Source organism: Pedobacter nanyangensis, assembly GCF_003313505.1.
Lineage (GTDB): Bacteria > Bacteroidota > Bacteroidia > Sphingobacteriales > Sphingobacteriaceae > Pedobacter > Pedobacter nanyangensis.
Window position 1 is genome coordinate 1 of record NZ_QMHO01000016.1, and the last position, 19,266, is coordinate 19,266.

12 protein-coding genes are annotated in these 19,266 nt (G+C 44.1%); 3 read left to right on the forward strand and 9 right to left on the reverse strand.

Going from position 1 to position 19,266, the window contains the following annotated elements; all coding sequences use genetic code 11:
- Positions 1–1,525: 1,525 nt before the first annotated feature.
- Positions 1,526–2,263, forward strand: a complete 738-nt coding sequence (locus DUT71_RS18365; protein WP_113664011.1) for a LytR/AlgR family response regulator transcription factor — start codon at positions 1,526–1,528, stop codon at positions 2,261–2,263.
- Here DUT71_RS18365 and DUT71_RS20295 read toward each other — a convergent pair.
- Positions 2,260–2,415, reverse strand: coding sequence for a hypothetical protein (locus DUT71_RS20295; RefSeq protein WP_162796113.1), 156 nt, complete (start codon positions 2,413–2,415; stop codon positions 2,260–2,262). The genes DUT71_RS18365 and DUT71_RS20295 overlap by 4 nt on opposite strands.
- Positions 2,416–2,521: 106 nt before the next feature.
- On the opposite strand from DUT71_RS20295, the gene DUT71_RS18370 reads away from it, so the two are divergent.
- Both DUT71_RS18370 and DUT71_RS18375 read left to right on the forward strand, forming a co-directional pair.
- Positions 2,522–3,571: a sensor histidine kinase gene (locus DUT71_RS18370; RefSeq protein ID WP_162796114.1), complete on the forward strand. Its 1,050-nt coding sequence runs from the start codon at positions 2,522–2,524 to the stop codon at positions 3,569–3,571.
- A 344-nt stretch (positions 3,572–3,915) separates the two neighbouring features.
- Positions 3,916–6,645: a lantibiotic dehydratase gene (locus DUT71_RS18375; RefSeq protein ID WP_113664013.1), complete on the forward strand. Its 2,730-nt coding sequence runs from the start codon at positions 3,916–3,918 to the stop codon at positions 6,643–6,645.
- 139 nt (positions 6,646–6,784) lie between these two features.
- Here DUT71_RS18375 and DUT71_RS18380 read toward each other — a convergent pair whose 3' ends face one another.
- The 8 genes from DUT71_RS18380 to DUT71_RS18415 form a co-directional block, all read right to left on the reverse strand.
- On the reverse strand, positions 6,785–9,514 hold the full coding sequence (locus DUT71_RS18380) for a T9SS type A sorting domain-containing protein (RefSeq protein ID WP_162796115.1): 2,730 nt from the start codon (positions 9,512–9,514) through the stop codon (positions 6,785–6,787).
- Between the two features lie 42 nt (positions 9,515–9,556).
- Entirely contained in the window at positions 9,557–10,633 is a 1,077-nt protein-coding gene (locus DUT71_RS18385) for an alpha/beta hydrolase family protein (protein WP_113664015.1), read from the reverse strand.
- A gap of 13 nt (positions 10,634–10,646) precedes the next feature.
- The gene (locus tag DUT71_RS18390) at positions 10,647–11,957 is read right to left on the reverse strand and encodes a D-alanyl-D-alanine carboxypeptidase/D-alanyl-D-alanine-endopeptidase (protein ID WP_162796116.1); all 1,311 of its coding nucleotides are present in this window, start codon (positions 11,955–11,957) and stop codon (positions 10,647–10,649) included.
- 11 nt (positions 11,958–11,968) lie between these two features.
- Positions 11,969–14,062, reverse strand: coding sequence for a S9 family peptidase (locus DUT71_RS18395; protein ID WP_113664017.1), 2,094 nt, complete (start codon positions 14,060–14,062; stop codon positions 11,969–11,971).
- 117 nt (positions 14,063–14,179) lie between these two features.
- On the reverse strand, positions 14,180–15,520 hold the full coding sequence (locus DUT71_RS18400) for a DUF4302 domain-containing protein (RefSeq protein WP_113664018.1): 1,341 nt from the start codon (positions 15,518–15,520) through the stop codon (positions 14,180–14,182).
- Between the two features lie 7 nt (positions 15,521–15,527).
- A complete protein-coding gene (locus DUT71_RS18405) occupies positions 15,528–16,979 on the reverse strand; it encodes a DUF4302 domain-containing protein (protein ID WP_113664019.1) in 1,452 nt (483 codons plus the stop codon).
- Between the two features lie 2 nt (positions 16,980–16,981).
- Positions 16,982–17,824, reverse strand: coding sequence for a substrate import-associated zinc metallohydrolase lipoprotein (locus tag DUT71_RS18410; RefSeq protein ID WP_113664020.1), 843 nt, complete (start codon positions 17,822–17,824; stop codon positions 16,982–16,984).
- 10 nt (positions 17,825–17,834) lie between these two features.
- Positions 17,835–19,259, reverse strand: coding sequence for a RagB/SusD family nutrient uptake outer membrane protein (locus tag DUT71_RS18415; RefSeq protein WP_113664021.1), 1,425 nt, complete (start codon positions 19,257–19,259; stop codon positions 17,835–17,837).
- Between the last annotated feature and the right edge of the window lie 7 nt (positions 19,260–19,266).

Here is a 19,266-nt window from a genome sequence, read left to right on the forward strand (position 1 = left end):
TGTGTATTTCGGAAATACTATCCATCCCTGTACGTTCCAAACTGTTCAGTAGGCACTATGGATTTGTAGTCTGATGCTTACCGCACAGATCCTCTCAGAGAATACCAGATTCTTGTTGCCCCTCTATAGCCACCTTCATCAGTAATCCTGAAAGAAGGCTCCTTTTGCTTCGCAAAAGCCATTACGAGCTACCAAAAGTACCCAATTGATATCGGTCTTAAAATAGATAAGCTGTCCAAGTTTGATTTCCTTTTAAAGCGGTATTTACTCAACCAAGAATCGATTTCGCTCATTAAACAACACCTTGTTCCAGAACACATTTGGATAGTCTTAAATCTGCTTAAAATCAGCCGATTGAACACTTTTCGGCGAAAATCAGTGCCAGTTTGCGACGTTAGATGTGGCCAGTTTTGGAATAATCTACACCTTTCCTGACATTTTTCTTTGTCTTCAACGACTTAGCTATATTCGTAATTTGAGGCCCGCTGACGTGAGATTTTACTTGAATCTTTGAGCCAATTATCGGCTCAATTAATTCCAAAAACATGAGGAGGTGTTCAAAGTAACTCCCCTTCTCGCTAATTTTATTAGTATCAAAACGTTTAAAAGGCTGTAAATTTAAGATTTACGGCCTTTTTTGCTTTATGGGCACGATAAAAAGTTCACAAATTCTCCTAAAATCAGTGAGTCACCCCCTACCAAAAGCTGACTCACTGAAAAGGGGTTAAATAACTTATTTACAGAAAGTCCAATATTTGGACATTTTGATTAATCTTTCGATTTTAGACAAGTTTAAGAAACCCTAAAGCATGTAAAACATGGTGACTACGCATCAACCCAGAACAACAAATCCAATGCTTAAAACCCTTTAAAATTAGCCAAATGGTCACTTTTAAGCGAAATCAGGTGGCTACTTTAGAGCGTAATATGTAGCCACGCTGGAGAAAAAAGGCAACCACTTTTGGAATATCCTCCACCAAAAACTAAAGGATAGATCCGTCTATCCCAATGTTAACATAGGTAGCTGATAATTTATTTCGAATTTAGATTTAGGATAAAAACTTATGAAGCAACTCCATAAATAAAGGTGAGTTTCTCAACGTCCAACGGTCAATCAAACGCTAAGGAGAGCCTTAAAGAAGGACGGAGGAAATAGGGTTTCCTATTTCCCCGACCAAACCAAGCAAACAACCTATGTTTGATATTGATGTCCGATCGCCTTAAACAGTTCCGCTGTTCAGGCGGTTATGCCGCCTCCCGCGTACATAGCTTTCTTTAATTATCAATTGTAAATGAGAGCGTCATTTAAACAAATAATCTTGAGTTCGTCCATTCATTGCCTGATTTGAATATGCAATTATGATTGTATGGTATCCATAATTTTACACGAAACCCTTTAAATATTATACGATCCCTTTGAAATCTGCAACATTTTACCTTTATTTCATCCTTATTCTAAAATATATTCAGGTAATAATTAGGGCTATAGGGGTTGTGATATTTTTTATAGCTTAGGGAACACCTAATGAAAGCGTGCAAGATTATGGAGATTTGGAGTATAATCATAGATGATGAGCCACATGCTGTTTCGGAACTAGCGGATATCTTGGCCCGCGTACCGGGGATCTCTGTTAGCGGAGAATTTGGAAATGTTTCGGATGCACTTGCCTTCCTAAAGGAAATCGGACACATCGATGTGATTTTCTGCGATATCCAGATGCCAAGGCTTAACGGCATTGCAGCAGCTGAGTTACTTAAGACGTATTGCGATCACCTGATCTACGTGACGGCCTATCGCGAACACGCACTAGATGCCTTTAACGTACATGCCGCTGGCTACCTGCTCAAACCAGTTAGTACCGAAGCAGTTATCAAGATCATCACGAACGTAGTACAAAAGCAAAAAAGGCATATTGGGCAGCGCTCTGACGAAAGTGTGTTCATCAAGGGTGGCAACAAAAACCTGTTCACCAAAATAAATCTGAAGGAGGTTTATGCCATTGAGGCCATGGCCAACTACGTCACGATCCGTAGTATAGATAGGGAACTGGTGACCTACATGAGCCTTAAATCGGTTGCCGAGCAACTGCGCAAATACGAAAATTTTTACCGGATCAGCAAATCAGTATTAGTGAACATGGATCAAGTGAAAACGGTAGACGGCTATGTGATCCGGATGCGGAATGAACAAATTTATTCGGTAGGGGAAACACATAGAGCTGCGTTTTTGGACTTTGTCCGCAAACGCAGCCTGAGATCTTAGTGACCTAACTTTCTTCCGCCGACCAAGCTGGTTAACATATCGGTAATCGTCGTTATCGCAGTAGTCGTCACCGAAGTTGAAGAAGAAGTTGTAGGATCCGTGCTGAAACTGTCGTTGGTAATTGTTTTCCTAAATGCGAACCTAGTTCTCATTTTGATTTTTTTGTGAGTTAAATTCATGGCGTTGAGTTTTTACGCCAAGAATATTTTGAATAGTGAGTGTAAACATTTTTATTATAGCAACCCTTTTAGATATTATATGAACCCTCAAAATCGTTCTGATGGAACTTTAAAAGTACATTTAGTTTGCTGGGCGATCTTCATTGCCTACGAAATATTGGTGGCGGGAATGATTAGTGGGCAATATGCCCATCCTGTTTACTACGTGGCGTTTTATGCCCTGAATATTGTTCTTTTCTATGTTCATGCGCATTTTTTGATGCCAAGCGCCTTCGACCAAGGGAAAAAGACCATTTGGCGCCTGCCATTTTTATTGGCTGTGGAACTATCCCTGTATCTTGCCATAACAATTGCCCTCAGCTATGCGCTGGAGCTGCTGAATTTGCGCAATACACCACTGCAGCTTAACAGCAGATTTTTCCTCACCACAGTTTGGCGTAGTGCGCTGTTTATGATGTTCTCTTCAGGTTATTATTTCCTTCGTACCTACCTTAGGCGTGCTAAGGACGAGATGGCAAGGGCTGTGGCCATGGCAGAACTGAATAGCAAGCTCATACGTGCAGAACGAGATTTCCTGAAAGCCCAGATCAACCCACATTTACTTTTCAATACACTCAACTTTGTACGTTATGCCAGCAAGCGCAAACCAGAACAGGTGGACGAAGCGATTGTACGTTTATCGGAGCTAATGCATTTCGCAATGGAAAAAACCGCCGACGGGCTAATCCCCGTTCAACAGGAATTGGCTCAAATTGATAATATCATCCAACTGAACCAAATGCGTTTCGACGGTAAGCTAAATTTGATCTGCAACGTTGAGCTCGAGGACAAGGCCCTGCAATTGATACCCACCGTACTTTTAACTTTGGTAGAAAACATATTCAAGCATGGCGATCTTCTGGATCCTGCGGCACCCGCTGAAATCACCTTCCATGGAAACAGCGGGGAAATGCTTTTTTGTACACGAAACCGGAGCGAAAACAGTATGGATACCTACCCCAGCACCAAGCTCGGAATTGCCAACATCAAGACCAGACTAAACGACTACTATGGCTCTAATGCCATACTCGAACATGGCAACAATGATGGTTGGTTTTGGACAAAACTTACCGTAAAGTTCAGGCCCTAAGCAAAATTTCTTTTAAAGCAACACATCGCTCGTATCCTCTTAACACAAGGATATTCGTTGAAAGTGGAACCAATTGAATAGAATAAGGCCCATCATGTCATCAGCCTCTTCACAAGTCTTTTCCTCTCCCATTTTGATACGCTGACCGATGCAACAGCTACAATTGCCCGCAAAAACAGATCGTATTTTGTGCCGCTGTAACTTTTAAGACCCCTAAAAATGAGGGCTCATTTTTCATTCAATGGCAACTTGCGGCTGGAAACGGAACAACCAAAGGATATTTGAGATATTTAAACATGACCATCATGGGAAACGTTTTAATCATGAATTAAACCCGCTAATCAATGAAACCAATCCAAAAAACTAAACTTAGCCTTGCCCCCAAGGCCATTTGCAGAAGCCCGTTGTTTGGCGTTGATACCAGTTTCGAGCAGGCTTGGCCAACCTTAAAAAGATTGATCAGGGAAACTTCTGCTGATTTCTATCCTCACATTGAACACCTTACCGCCCAAGAATTGCTCAAACAGCCTGAAAAGATAAGGTTCACGATCTGGAAATATTTCAACCGCAGCCGATACCGTGCCACCCCCTTTGGAGAATTTGCGGCACTATCTGTGCTACCTTTACATACCTCAGGCAAAACTATCGTGATTTCCCAGGAAATGGATATCCTTTCCAGAGTAGATTGGAAAGAAGTACAGCCGCTCAACTATCAAAAGGAATCTCTGGAAGGGGCCGTTTTCAGGTCCAATCCACTAGGCTATGCCTATGGGGAAGAATACCATTACCTGTACCGTAGCGAAAAGGAGTTCAGGCTAAATGCCGTGCCACAGCGTCAGGATATCAGTTTGATCTTGGACTTTTGTAAAGAGCGACGTGCATTTCACGACATTGCCGAGGTAATGTTCAAAGAACTGGGGATGAAAAAGAAAAGTCTTTTGGCTTTGATCAGGCAGCTCTTGGAGCTACAGCTGATGGAGTGCGACTTACAGGCAAATGTTACCGGCGAAGATTATTTCCAACGCAGGAAACTTGACAAGGTGCGGGAGAAATTGCTTTATAAAATCGCTAGCCGAACCACGGTATCTGGTGGCCTAAGCAACGGTACGGCAATGGAAGTGGAAGACTACGCCAATTTCATCAGCAGGTGCTTACCCATTTACCAGAACCCCCAATTGGAACAGTTCAGGAAAACCTTTTTGCAACTTTGGGAACAGGGTAGTGTGGCATTAAGTTTGGCCCTGGATCCAATTTTGGGTATAGGTTACGGCAATGCTACCGAATTGCCACAGGATGGTTTGGTGGGCGAACTACAGCGGCGCCCCCCGTCCCGTACCGGCCAAATGATCACCTTCGATAGATTTGAGCAGTTTATCCTTTCCAGCATGATCAGCGGAGGAAATATTCAGCTCACTGATTTTGAACCAGAACAAACAGTTGCGATGTTGCCCAACACCAGCAGCATCCTCTTCCATCTCTACGAAGATCATCCCGTGGTTCAGCATGCGGGCGGCGCTACGGCGACAGCTCTGTTGGGGCGGTTTACCCCAATTGATCAGATTGGTGAAATTGCCCGACAGCTCAGCGGTATTGAACAGCGGGCAAATCCGCAAGCTATATTTTTCGATCTCGCCTATCAGTTCGAGGGCAGGACGGACAATGTCAATCGGAGGGAGCGGCTTTATGCCACTGAGTTGCCTATTGGCAGCTGGTCCACCTTGGATGCACCACTGCGTTTGGAGGACATCACGCTCAGTGTTATGGAAGGAAAACTGGTTTTACACCATGTGACTGGCCCCAGGCTCATACCACGCCTGGCCTCAGCTTACAATCACGGCCGCTCAGACCTGGATCTTTTCCGTTTTCTTTGTGATCTCCAGTACGAAGGCATCCAACCCAGATTGACTTTAGATCTTCAGACAATGTTCCCTAACTTGGACCATTATCCCAGGGTATATTACAAAAAAGTTATTGCCTGCCTTGCCAAGTGGAAATTACCTAAACATACTAATTTTGAACAACTTATAAAATGGTTTGCCGAGCGACCTCAGATACAGCTATGTAGCGTTGGGCAGGGAGACCAAACCTTGGTTATCAATCCCAAGGTGAGCCAAGACCTAAACTATCTGCAGTTGTACCAAAAGCAATATGAAGGCGATCTGTATTTGACCGAATTTTTGATTGATCAAGCAGCTGCCGTAACCAATGAACACGGCATGCGGTTCCATGCGCAGTTCCTCTCAGCGCTCACGCATACGGAGGAAATCTATCCTGGGCTTTTGCGCAATACTTGCAAAAGGTTAACCAGAGATCTGCGCCTGCCCGGCAGCGAGTGGTTTTACGTTGAGTTGTACATGCGGCCTGAGGTGATGGATGAATTTTTAAGGAACGAGATCAACACACTGATCATCCAACAAAAGGCACTGATCACCCAATGGTTTTTCATCCGCTATAACCAGCCCGAGCCCCATATCAGGCTACGGCTAAAAATGGTTGATCCAAAACAAATACCAACTATTTTAACGGCTATAAAGCAGCTGATGGACATTAGTACGCAATATAGTCATCTCAAACGAATGGAAATCAAGGGCTATGAACGGGAGATTATGCGTTATGGAAAAAACCAGCTAGACCAAGTGGAACATTTCTTCTACCTGGATAGTATTTGGGCGCTGACGCAACTGCATCTCTCGACTAAGGATCGCTATGCCCAGATCATCACTTTTGCCGAAAAACTTGCCGACCTGGTGTTTGATGACCCGGCTCAAAACGTTTCGTTTTTCCGTAGCCTAGCGGAAAGTTTTGCTATAGAAATGAGCTTTGGGCAGCCAGATTTCAAGAAAATCAACCGAGCGTACCAAATTCAGCACGTTTCCGAAAAGACGAATATGCGACTGGTTAAGCGCTTTCGAAACTTGTTAGCTGAATACGGAATAGAAAGAAGGGCAACCTTATTGGCAGATCTCATCCACATGCATATCAACCGTAGGTTTAGCGGTGCACCAAGGATGCACGAGGCTGTCATCTATCAATTCCTTCACAAAAGAAGCCTCCAAAAGAAGCACAGCAAATAAATGCAGCCAGCAATTTTTGCGATTTAAATCGTCAGGAAGAAAATCGACTACAGCATGCGATTTTCCTTTTCTATTTGTCGATATCATTTAATAGCAAGAAGCAGCCACAAAGATCTGGCTGCTTCCTACCGATAACACATTAAGGCTTGAGTACTTTTTTAATGGTGGATTTTCCCTTGCCTGTCAATTTCATAAGATATACACCGCTGGGATAATTGCTTATATCCACAATTTTTTCACTATCGGCAGCTGATATTTTTTGGCTTTGCAGTATTTGCCCACTAAGATTTAACAATTCCAATTTTTGGTAGGATTGGCCTGTTAAACTTACCGATACTTTGCCTGACACCGCTGGGTTTGGATAAATTTGGGCATCGCTTTGCGGTGCCACAGAAACGTTGACCACAATGGGCTCAAAAGAGACTAGGGTCCCGTCTTGGTCTACCTGGCTCAATTTATAATAATTTACGCCAGGTTTCGCACTTGCGTCTAAATAAGTATAGGAAGCGGCCGTATTACCTTTTGATAACTGTTTGCTGAGCAATACATAATCTAGTCCATTGCTACTTCGTTCCAAAAGGAAATAATCATTATGCTCTTCCATTGCTGTTTGCCAGCTTAGCTGAACGCCCTGTGTGCCCACTTTAGCGGAAAAGTTGGACAATTTAATTGGCAAGGTGCTAAAATTTTCATAGGCACCCATGTCCACAGCACCATTATTCACCCGGGCCTGCCCTGCCAAATCAAGTGTTAAATTAGCCAGTGCGTTATTGCCCTTATCTATTGTAAAACTACCTACAAGCGGTTTCAGGCGTAAAAACTGGGCATGGTTAGGGTCAACACTTAAAAATTGTGGGTCTGCACCCACCACTACGCCGTCTGTACCATGAGTACCAAATTGCTGTGTAAGCGAGTGCTTTAAAGTTACGCTGGCCAATGTGCCTTTCTCCACATCGGCACCGCTATTTGCCGAGGTATTTCCGTATAAAATAGTGTTATAGATATTGACCATGGAATTGGCTGAACTGCTCACGTTAATGCCCCCGCCCACGGCTGCAGCAGTAGCCTTGTTGGCATAAATAGTACTCCCAATAATATCAACCTGGGCGGCCGAAATGGAAATGGCACCTCCGCCCAAAACTGTTTTAGCTTCATTATTGTAAAACACGGCGTTTTCGATGACTCTACGGCCGCCTGTACTTTCGGTCGTAAATATGGCCCCTCCAGCACTGTTCGACACATTGTCCTGCGCATAAATATGGTTTAAGGTGGCTTCGGTTAAGGTATTGATATTGATAGCGCCACCATTACCTGTAGCGGTGTTGCCTTTAAAAGTACCGCCGTTGATGGTTAACTTGCTGAGGCTCGCACCTGTACCCGCAATGTACAAAGCACCACCGCTACCATTTAAAGCGGCATTGGCTTCGAAATTGACATTGCTCAGTATGGCTTCGGTATAAATGTTAAAATGCACTGCCCCGCCATTAACCGCCGAACCTGCGTTGATGGTATTTTGTGTAAAATTACATCCGGTAAACGATAAGCTGTTAACATTACCGGCTGCACCAATGGAAAAAACGGCGCCGCCATGCCCACCTGCAGTATTGGCTTCGAACAATAGGTTAGTTGCGGTTACATCAGTATAGTTAGAGGCGTAAACTGCCCCGCCCCTGTAGCCCACAGCTTCATTGCTTTTAAAGCTACCGCCACTTAAGGTTAGCAGACTTTGTCCGGCAGTATTTCCCAAACTGTAAATGGCACCGCCCGCATAATTAGCTTTGTTGCCCTCAAAAATAACGTTGGTAAAAGAAGGGCTTGCATAGCTGGCCATATAAATGCCCCCGCCATTGCCCGTAGTGGCACTTGTACCCGTAACCTCATTATTTTTAAAACTGCCTCCTATAAAAGAACTGGTATTTTTATTGGCGGCACTGGCACCCAAAATATATACTGCGCCTGCAGACGTTTGTGCGGTGTTTTGCTCAAAGTCTACATTTTCAAAGCTAGGGCTAAAGCCCGAAGCAATATATACCGCACCCGCTATCGATTTGGCACTATTGCCCTGAATTTTGGTGCTTTTAAGTGTTGTTGCTGCACCGCAATACAGGCCTCCGGCATAACCTGCGCCAGCTCCTGTATTAAAGCATTTGTTGTTAACGATTTCGCAGTTTTCGAGCGAAACGCTTTTGCTTCCAGCAATGAAAATGCCGCCCGCATAGGCTGCCGAAGAAGCGGTACTGGCATTCACGATATTGTTTTTTACCCACATGTTTTTAAAAGTCCCGCCAGCATCTCTCAAAAAAATACCTGCGCCATAAAAGCTGTAGTAATTAGTGGTGCCCAATTGGGTAAGATACCCGGCATTGGCATAACCATTTTGCACGGTAAATCCATCCATCACGAAGGTATCGGTAGCATGTCCAATGATGGTGACCACATGCAGTACGTTGTCTACTTTTTTACTAAGGTCGTCACCCTGATCATCTCCCGTTAAATCGCCGTCTAAAATACTGGGATTGAGCGTAAAATTACGGGTATTCACATCATCGCTGCCGTCACCTTTAAAACTGCCGTATAGTGCCACGCCTTCTGGAACCAAAAAGGTTTGATCCCTGGCGCCATTGTCGATGCTTAAACCGGCTGGCCTTGCAGATGGTTTATAGGTACCTGCAGCCACATATATTTTATCAGTGGCTATGGCATTGTCTATGGCTTCCTGTAAACTTACATAAGCGGTAGCCCAAGAGATCCCATCTTTAACGGGGGCCGCGGTATTACCAGCATTTACATAAATGGTTTTGTTTTGCGCTAAAGCACTGAGACTTAACACGCTTACCAAAACACCTGTTAATCGTAAAATTTTCTTCATATTGTTTAGTTTTAGTGGTTCGCAACAATAGGTTATCATGGTTTATTTGGCAGGATAATATCCCGCCTTACTGAGGGCGCCAACATCCTTAAAAGGGTGGTTTGGCTTTAGGTAGCTGGCCAAAAACTGGTACACTTTTAGCCTTGCTTCTTTAGATGCGTAGTTATCTATCCTATCAAAATGATGGCCGCCCGCAGCATTTTCATATATTTTATATTCAAATTTCTTTTGGTTGGCTTTAAGGGCGCTAATAAGGTGCTCTACTTCTTCGATCAGTACATCATCATCGTTGGTATTGGCGTGGATAAGCAGTGGGGTTTTCAATTTCTCTACATTCCAAACTGGCGATCGCTTTCTGTATTCCTTCACATTTTGGAATACCTCCTTGCCAATGTGGTAATCGGCAGAAAAAAGCTTCCGATATTCATCGTTCATATAACCAAGGCGCATGATCAGATCGCTCACGGGAACACCGGCATACCCCACGGCATAACTGTCGGGGAACTGGAACAAATTCATGAGTGTGTGCATCCCGCCATGGCTCCACCCCATTACCCCTACTCTGTTTTTATCTACAAAATCGTAGTTCTGCAGCATATAATCACGGGTATATTTGGTGTCGTCAATCTCACGGCCGCCGTAATCAATTTCCCGCTGAAATTTTTTGCCGTAACCCGTACTTCCACGATATTCGGGTGCGGCAACCACATAGCCTTGGGCCAATAATTCCCTCACAATATGAGCGTTTGACAATCCGAAATTTCCGTGCACACCGCCATGTACCAACACGATTAAAGGGTATTTTTTATTTAAATCGATGCCCTTTGGTACAAATACATAGGCGTAAATGGTAAGTGGATTGTTATAGCCTTTTCCAGTTTTACTGCGTACCTGCGCTGATGCCAAGCTCGAAAAACGAACCTTGTCTACAAAAGCGATATCGGCCATTTTATGTTCCCAGGAAACATCTTCGATGCCTTTGGAAAGCTCGTCGAAACTGAAGCTGAGGTTGTCTATTTGCTGTTTAAGCGCATTTATTTTAGTGTCGATATTTTCAGCTTGCTGTGCTTTAACTACAATAGCCGAAAGAGTTAACAGGAGGAATATTTTTAATTTCATGTGTGTGCGGGTGCTAATAGTTTTCAATGATGTTAACGAGGTATTTTTCAACGGCTCTGCGGATAGACACTTGATTTTGATGGTGGTTATTCACCAAGAACGAGAAGAAATATCGCTTGCCTTTTTTGGTTAGGAGGTAACCGCTCAAAGTGGTACTGTTACCACCCAGGGTACCGGTTTTGCTCCAAATATTATTTTCGTAGCCTTTATAATAATCAGTGGCGGTAGCTTGATCCTTTTGCAGGATTTGGCGAACGGTTTCCCAGCCGAAGCTTTGCCTCATTTTGTATAATAATGCGGTGAGTACCTGCGGCGAAAAATTATTGTTTCTGCTTAGTCCGCTGCCATCAACCCAAACAAATGATTGCGGGAAACTGGAGAAATCACTTTGCTGTAATGCGGCTATCGCTTGCCTATCGGCCAGTTTTCCTACCAATTTGCTACCGGCCATAAGCAAAAGTTGTTCGGCCATAAAGTTATCGCTTTGGTGCATCATCGGCGTAAGCACTTCACTTGTTTTATACGTATAATAGGGTTTCCAAAAGCCCTCGTTTCGGATTTGGCTTTCCGCAAAATGGATTTGTTTATGAAGCTTAGCTAAGGTATCGGCCAACAGGCGATAATTCAGGTCAGCATCTTCCTTTTGGGTAAAAGGCCTAATGCTTGCGCCCACAGCCGCAGGGTTGGCGGTAAAATCATTGCTATCCATTGCCCTGCTTACACTCATCTTTTTATCTTGTGGAATATTGTTCACTTTCAGCTTATTTTGGAAATAGCTGGGCGTAACTTTAACACCACCGCTTATCTGCTCAAATTTTACCACATTACCATAAATGGGCATTCCAGACCGCTCAGGCATATACCATTCCTGATAACTGTTCCACGACCAACCAAAGCCCAATCTGGTAAACGAAGCGGTTGATGTCTTTTCAATCACGACTACCTTTTTACTGTTAAGAATTTGCTGAAATACCTGTTGTTTCGAAAAAGCGGGATGCAGAAAAGTTGGATCACCATTGGGTTTAAGGTACAGGGTGTCTGTCCCATGATGGACAAACCATCCCGGCAGGCTATCAGGCCAAGTTCTTAGTACCGCATAAGTGGTAAACAACTTGGTGTTACTTGCGGGAATAAACAACTTGGAGGCATTATGCGCCACCAATGTTTTTCCGGCATCGTCTTGCAAAATGAACCCGATATGGGCGCTGTTAAACAGTGAATCGTTGTTGAGCTTTTGAATGTTTTTGCTTAACGTTCTATTGCTTGAACAACTTGCCAGCAAAATTGCCACAGTGCAAAGCAACAAGCTATAAATAGATTTCATTTTCATGATGTTTATGGCTTCATTAAATGTTTCATTAAAAATGTAGCGGTAGCTAGCTTTACCTGTAATAGGTTTTCAAATACCATCCAATGGTGGGTTTCATCGGGAATCACCAGATACTCCGCCTGCACATTTCTGGCCTTTAATCTATTCACCAAATCCAAGCTTTGCGTAAAGTTTACATTTTGGTCATCATCACCGTGGATAATGAGCACTGGGGAGGTCCATTTGTCGACATAGTTGGATGGCGACGAAACGGAGGCGAGTTTGGCGGCCAGGTCTGCATCTGGGGCCGTTGGTCCTTCTGCTGATTTTCGCTCACGGTTGTGCACGCCATGAATATCTACACCTGCTTTAAAAATATCCGAGTTTTTACCTAGGGCAAAGGCTGTTAAATAACCTCCGTACGAGCCCCCATAAACGCCTATCTTATTGGCGTCAATGTTTTTTTGGCTTGCGAGCCACTTTCCAGCAGCCAAAATATCCAAATATTCAGCAGCGCCCAGGTTTCCCGCATTGTCTGGGTTTTGGAAATGATAACCATAACCAGTGCCCATGCGATAGTTAACCGCCAGAACGGTAAAACCTTGACTTGCCAAATACTGATTGAAAGCATAGTCGTAAAAATAGTAGTCCATAAAATGCCAGCCCAAAAACATTTGCCTGCGTGGCCCGCCATGGATATATACCAGGGCGGGGCTTTTTCCACTGCTTTTTTGGGGTTTGAACAACTGGCCATAAACCAGCAAACCATCTTCAGCTTTGAAACTTACTTGTTCAGGTACGATCAATGCTTGTGCATCAAAATCTTGGAAAATGGTTTGGGCTAAACGTTTTGGAGCAGTGTTATTGGAGAGATTAATGATGGCGGGGCTTGGTGGCAATGTTGAACTGGCATGAATAATGGCCAATTGTTGATCTTGATTGATAAAGGCTGGTGCAGCAGCTATGGCATCGCCACTGGTGAGCATCCGAAATGAACTGCCATCTACGTTAACTACACCAATGTGTTTCCTGTCGAGGTCTTGTTTTTCTTTGCCATTATTGGCTGCAAAAGCGATTTTTTTACCATCGCTACTGAAACTAATTTGATCTACCGAGAAATTACCCTCCGTAATTTGTTTAAAACCAGTACCCGAAGGCGCAATGCTATAAAGGTGTGGCCAGCCATCGTGGTAGCTTAAAAAAACCAATTGCTGTGGCGTAGGCCAGTTGAGGTTAATGCCGCCTTGCCATGCAGGCACCGAGCCTTGCAAAGTTTTTGGGGCTTCCCAAACTTGCTGGGTTTGGCCGGTATTCAGGTTAGTTACCATAATGGCCCAGGGGCGATGCTTTTTAGCCGTGATCGAATCTGTTTCTCCGCCCGTAGCTGGCTGCCTTACAAAAGCCAAGCTCGTACCATCAGGTGACCAATTGGGAAAATCATCCTTAAAAAAAGATGGTGCTACCCAATGGATATTTTTTTTCCCTGGTTCAAATATGCCAATAAACGAATGTGTTGTTCTACGGGAAGCAAAGGCCAGTTTTTTCCCATCTGGCGACCACTGCAAGCCCCTAGTACTTCCTCTGGCATAAAACAATAATTTAGCAGGTGCGCTACCGTCAACGGCAACGCCCATGATTTGGTCTCGGCTGATAAAAGCAAGGGTTTTGGAATCAGGGTTAAGTGCTGGAAAATCGCCTTCGGCCAACAGCTTTACTTGGCCTGTTGGCAAAAAGATGCTATAGATTACTATTTTTGGTGCTACAATTCCCGATTTTGGATCTATAGGTTTGGCCATGCTATTGGCGCCATGATCGCCGCCACGCACAAAAACCGCCCATTGTCCATCCTTACTGATGTTAAGGTTTGATATTTCCTGTCCATCATCGTCATTAAACTGGGTAAGCTGTTGCAATTGCTCACTGGGAGTGGCCTTAAACACATTTCTACGTCCTTCTTTATTCAATACAAATAATATATCTGTGCTTTGTGGCGACACTGCCAAATTGGACACATACGGCGTTTTAAGGAGTTGTGAAAGGCTTAAGCTTTGTGCGCTGGCCACAGACACGGATAGGCCAATGAACGCAAAAACAATTAAACGGAGATTAAAATAAGGCATGGCGGTTGGTTGAAAATGAAAAAAATCTCCCAAGAAAAGCGAGAAGCACGATGGACAACTCGCTTAACGGGGCAACGGATTGGATTATTTATACTTACACACTATCATCAATCAGTTTTAGTCTACAAATACACCCGCTGGTGTACTTACCGTAACGGTCATGTAGTACTTGCTGTCTTTTCTGCTCACTATCCGGATGCGCTGTAGTGCTCCAGCCCTTCCAAAAGGCACAATGGTTACGCCTTCTGGTGGAAAAATGTAGGATAGAAACTGCGTAACCGCAGGCAAAAATGGTATTGCAACAGTATTGGTTGCCCCCGTTGGGGTAATGATCACATGGCTCTCGTCCATTTTTTGCAGGTTATAGTAATACACCATCCAACCTGAAGCGGTACCATCATGTGCGGTGGTTCCTGTTGGCATAATGTACCTGAACTGTAAGGAATTAGTAAGATTTGGCGCCGTACCATTTCTGTTGTACAACTGCGCATTAAAAGTTTCGGCACCTGTTAGCGCTTTGATCTTTAAAAACTCCGTTTCCAGGGCTGAGCTATAATAGTCGGCCGTAGTTGCCAGGGTATAGGCGTAAAATCTAACCGTACCGTTCTGTTGAATAAAGTAATCCGCGGTACCTCTGTACGGAAATGCCGGCACATGGTCTACAGCAATTTTACCAGCACCAGCTGTACCTGCTTCTGTTACCTGTAGTTCATTGGCTGATGCCTGACCAAATTTAATGCGCTCCACCGTGAAAGATGCCGGTTTCCAAGCTTTGTTAAGGGCAATGCCATTGGCGATATTGGTGTACACAAACTGCTCAGAGACAGGGTTTCCGTTGCCATCCAACCAGGTTAGTTTGATGGTTCTGGCTTGCGGATTTAACTCCCAAAAAGCTGATATACCACCCAATATTAAGTTTTTGAAATAACCCGAGGCATTTTTGGTAAAATTCTCTAAAAGCACTACGGTATTTGCTCTTCCAACCAAATCAGCCTTATCCGCAGCGCTGGCTTTTTTCAGGATTTGCTTAGTATTTTCGTTAATGCGCTTTAAACTGGCTGAGCCATCGCTGTTAAAGGCCAGTACAAACTCGAAAGCTCCGCCCATGTTTTCGGCAATGGCATGCCATGCACTATAGGTTTCGAAAATTAGTTCGGGAGCGTTTACACCGCCAATTCTATACCTTACATTGGCCTGCTCAGTGGTGTAACCATTGTAGTCAGAGAGGATGTTGGCGGTGCCATCGGCATTAAACTTTACCCAAATAGCTACCTTTCCCTGTCCGCTAGCGGGCTGATAATCGATGATCCAGCCATCGGCGGCGGCCACCAACTGTTGTTTATATTTTTCCTGTAATTGCGAGAGAGAGGCAATGTCCTCTGGAATGGTAGTTTTAGTTTCTTTTTTACAGGCAACTAAGATACCCGCTAAAAACAATATCGTTAAAAAATGCTTCATCTTGATCTTAATTAAAATAAATGCCTGTTGGTGTGCTCACCAATAATTCAACCCAAATGCGGCTATCCTTACGGCTTACCAATCTCAATAGCTGGTTAGATCCGCTTTTTCTTACCGGTACAACCGTTAAGCCTTCGGGCGGAAAAATTACCGCCATAAGTTCCTGGGCCGCATTCAAAAAGGGTGCGCTGGCCGTACTTGTACCTCCGTTGAAAGTAATGATTACGTGGTTGGCATCTTTCTTTTGTATATCGTAATAATAAGGCAGAAAAACAGAGCCATTGGAGGCATTACGGGTAAGTATCTGCAAAGAATTTAAACGATTAGCGGCCGTACTGCCTGCATCGCTATGGTTATAAAACTGAAAACGGAAAACCGAACCGGTAACATAAGTACCCGACATGGCTTGGCGTAATTGCTCACGATGAGCCTGTAAAGCTGGGCTGTAGTAGGCGTTTAAATCATCTAAGGTATAGCCAAAAAACCGGGGCAATTCTCCTCTGATAAACAGATCGGCGGTGGTATAGCCTGCTGGTGCTCCTGCTATGGCCGTTTGGTACGGGTAGGCTGGCACGTGTTTGTAGCCCCAGCTACCTGCGCCGGCGTTGCCGGCCGAGGCGATGGCAAGTTGGTGATCGCTATAGTCATCAAACTTGATGGTGTCAATCATTACCGTTCCAGATTGTAGCTTAGGGTTTAGGGCAATGCCATTAGGCACCAAGGTGTAGCTAAAAACCCCTTCTTTTTCGGTTACGCCTTCCTTCCATTTCAACGTAAACTTTTTGGCTACCGTGTCCAGCTCAGACCAATATGCACTAAAATCATCAACCGTTAGGTTTTGAAAATAAAAGCCAACATTATCTGCACCCAAGGTGGCCAGTTTACCCGCAGCTACCAACCGCAGTCGTTGCTGTTCGCGTTCGTAAGCTATTTTGCCCAGGATAACATCTATTTGCTGCTGCAATACCTGGAGATCCGGGGCGGTAGCTTTTTTAAGGATGAAAAATTTGTCGTCAAACCCGTCGGCACGCCTTAATTTAAAGGTACCATCGTTTTCTCGGGTAATTTTAAACTTATGGGAACCGTTCAAATCCTTCTCTAAAGTGGCCCACAAAGTATTTTTAGAAAACAGGATTTCTGTACTCACCTGTCCGCCGAAACCATAGGATCCAATATGCTGTTCTTCATGAAATTCGGAATACCCCGCTTTGAGGATCAGGGAATCATTTTCCAAAAACTTCATCCAAATGGCAATTTCTTCGCTTTGCGCCGTAGGTTGGTACGAAATAAACCACCCGTTGGTTTCGGCAACCAATGCCTTTTTATAACTGGCCTGTATTTCGTTTAAAGGGGTTGGCTTTTCCTTTTGGGGCAGTATGGTTTGCTCCTTTTTACAGGCCATGATGCTTACCAAGGCCATCAGCAATAATGTTCTGAGATATGTACTGTTAATTTTCATGGTTATTGCAGTATGGTTTGTAAGTACTCTTGTAATAAATGTAGGTCGATGCCTTTGCTGAGATAGAAATTGTAAACAAGGGTGTATTTTCTTTTCAGCAGATCATTTGCGGCAACAATGGTAAGCACTTCATCTTTGGGCGTGGTCACAATCCCGTTTACCCAAGTAGCAAAGTCTTCGGACTCATTGGTCATGCCGTAGTTTTTCCAAAAGCCCCTGGAACGGGCTTCGGCCTGTGTAAATACGGCAAAACTGGTTGAGCCTGCGTAAAGTCCCTTGGAAACGTCGTCGAACCCCATTGGCCGGCTATAAATTTTATCGAGCACGTGCGCAAACTCATGATGCAGGGTGGCATATTGGCCCCTCAACCATGATTTGTTGTTCAAATCGTAGGCATTAATTCCGGTGATAAGAATCCTGCTGAAAGATTGTGCCATGCCGCTGGCGCTGAAATTCCGCTCATCGCCCGCATCGTAGTTGATGCTACTGCCAATAAAAATCATTTCAATAGGCATGTGCTTTACCATGAAATCACTTTTTTGGCGGTCGTAGGCCGCAATGAACAATTTTCTTAAAATATTATCGATGTAAGGCTTGATCAGTTCAAACTGCGGTGGCGTTGCCGAGGCGTCGGCGCTGATATACCTCCTGTCCCACTTATATACAATTTTGGTTTGGTAGGTTTTTAAAATATCCTGTATGGCCAAATCAGTGGGATTGTTGGCCACTTCTTTCTCCACATGGGGTTCAAAAGGAATGGCTTTTTCCTTGGTACAACCTGCAAAACCAGCAAGTATGGCCAAGAGCAAAATCCTAAGGGTGTTTGTTTTGTTGAGCATCTTCATGTTGTTTGGTTTATCTTGGGTTGGGCTCCATTAGTGGGTTGGCAGTTAACTCGGGTACCGGAATTTGGAACACCCGCCTTAAATCATTTGCTGGCAGATGAATAGTTCCGTTCTCGGTCCAGTGGCTAACCGGAATGTTAAATCTCTTGATATCAAACCATCGATAGCCTTCGTAGCACAATTCCCGGTTTCTTTCATCGATAATTTTATCCAATAAAGCTTGTGTAGTGGGAAAATCAGAAAGTTGCAGGGCAGTGTACGGACGTAACCGTTTTACCAGGATGGCATTCAGCTTATCAATGGCGTACTGCATATTGGGACTGGTTTTTCTGATGGCGGCCTCGGCAGCGTTATACATCACCTCCTCTACCACAAAAAGGGCTATATCAGAGTATTGTTGGCCATCTGAAGGGCGCAATGAACGAAACTTGCGCACATTGTAGTTGGGTGTTTGGTTGCTATTGAAGGTGAATAGGCGCCCACGCAGGTCAGCACTGGCGAAAGTGGACCTATACTCATTGGCATATAAACCACTTCTAAAGAAAGAATTCCACTCCAATGTACGGTTCATCAACAGAATGTTACTTTGGTCTACAGAAACATATCGGTCTGCAAATTCATTGTACAAACCGGTAGCCATGTACGCATCGTAATCTTTAAACAAATCCCTGATGGCGGCATTTTGCGCCAAAACCTGTTCACTGTGCATCAAGCTTTTTTCAAAATCGCCTTTAAAAAGATAAAACCTACTTAAAAAGGCATGCGCCGATGCTTTAGAGAAATGGAACTTGGGCACGGCAATCAAGGCATCGTTAATTAGATTCAATCCTTCCAGGGCATCTTTTTCTGCGAGGTCATAAACCGTTTTCACGGCGTCTCGTTTATACTGCTTGTTATTTTCCTTTTCGGTTTCCAACGCGTATGGAATGCCCAAATCAGTAGCAGCGGTTGCCTCGTTATAGTGCTTGGCAAAAATATTAACCAACATAAAGTGGCAATAGGCCCGCACCAATAGAGCTTCTCCCCGCAACGATGCCTTATGGGCTTCATCGCCAGTGGCTTCTGGCAAACCTTCTAAAACCACATTGGCTACATAAATGGAATTATAATATTTACGCCAGCCCGCCTCGGGGGTAATGGCGTTGTTGGAGATATACTCATCAGACCATAGATAAATGGGCTTTAACCACGATTGGATGTTGGCGTTGTTATAGTCGGGATAATCGTAAAAACGGTAATTATCGGTGTACAGCTCTGTAAAAAGGTGAAAAGCCTGGGGCAGGCCACCATTCATGATTGCCTGATAATCTTCCACGGAAGTAGGCCTGATCCTGTTATCGGGATTAATTTCCAAAAACTTTTTGCAGCCGCCCAATGCTACTAATAAAAGACAGGCCAATATTAATTTAAGGATATTTTGTTTGATTGTTTTCATGTGTGCT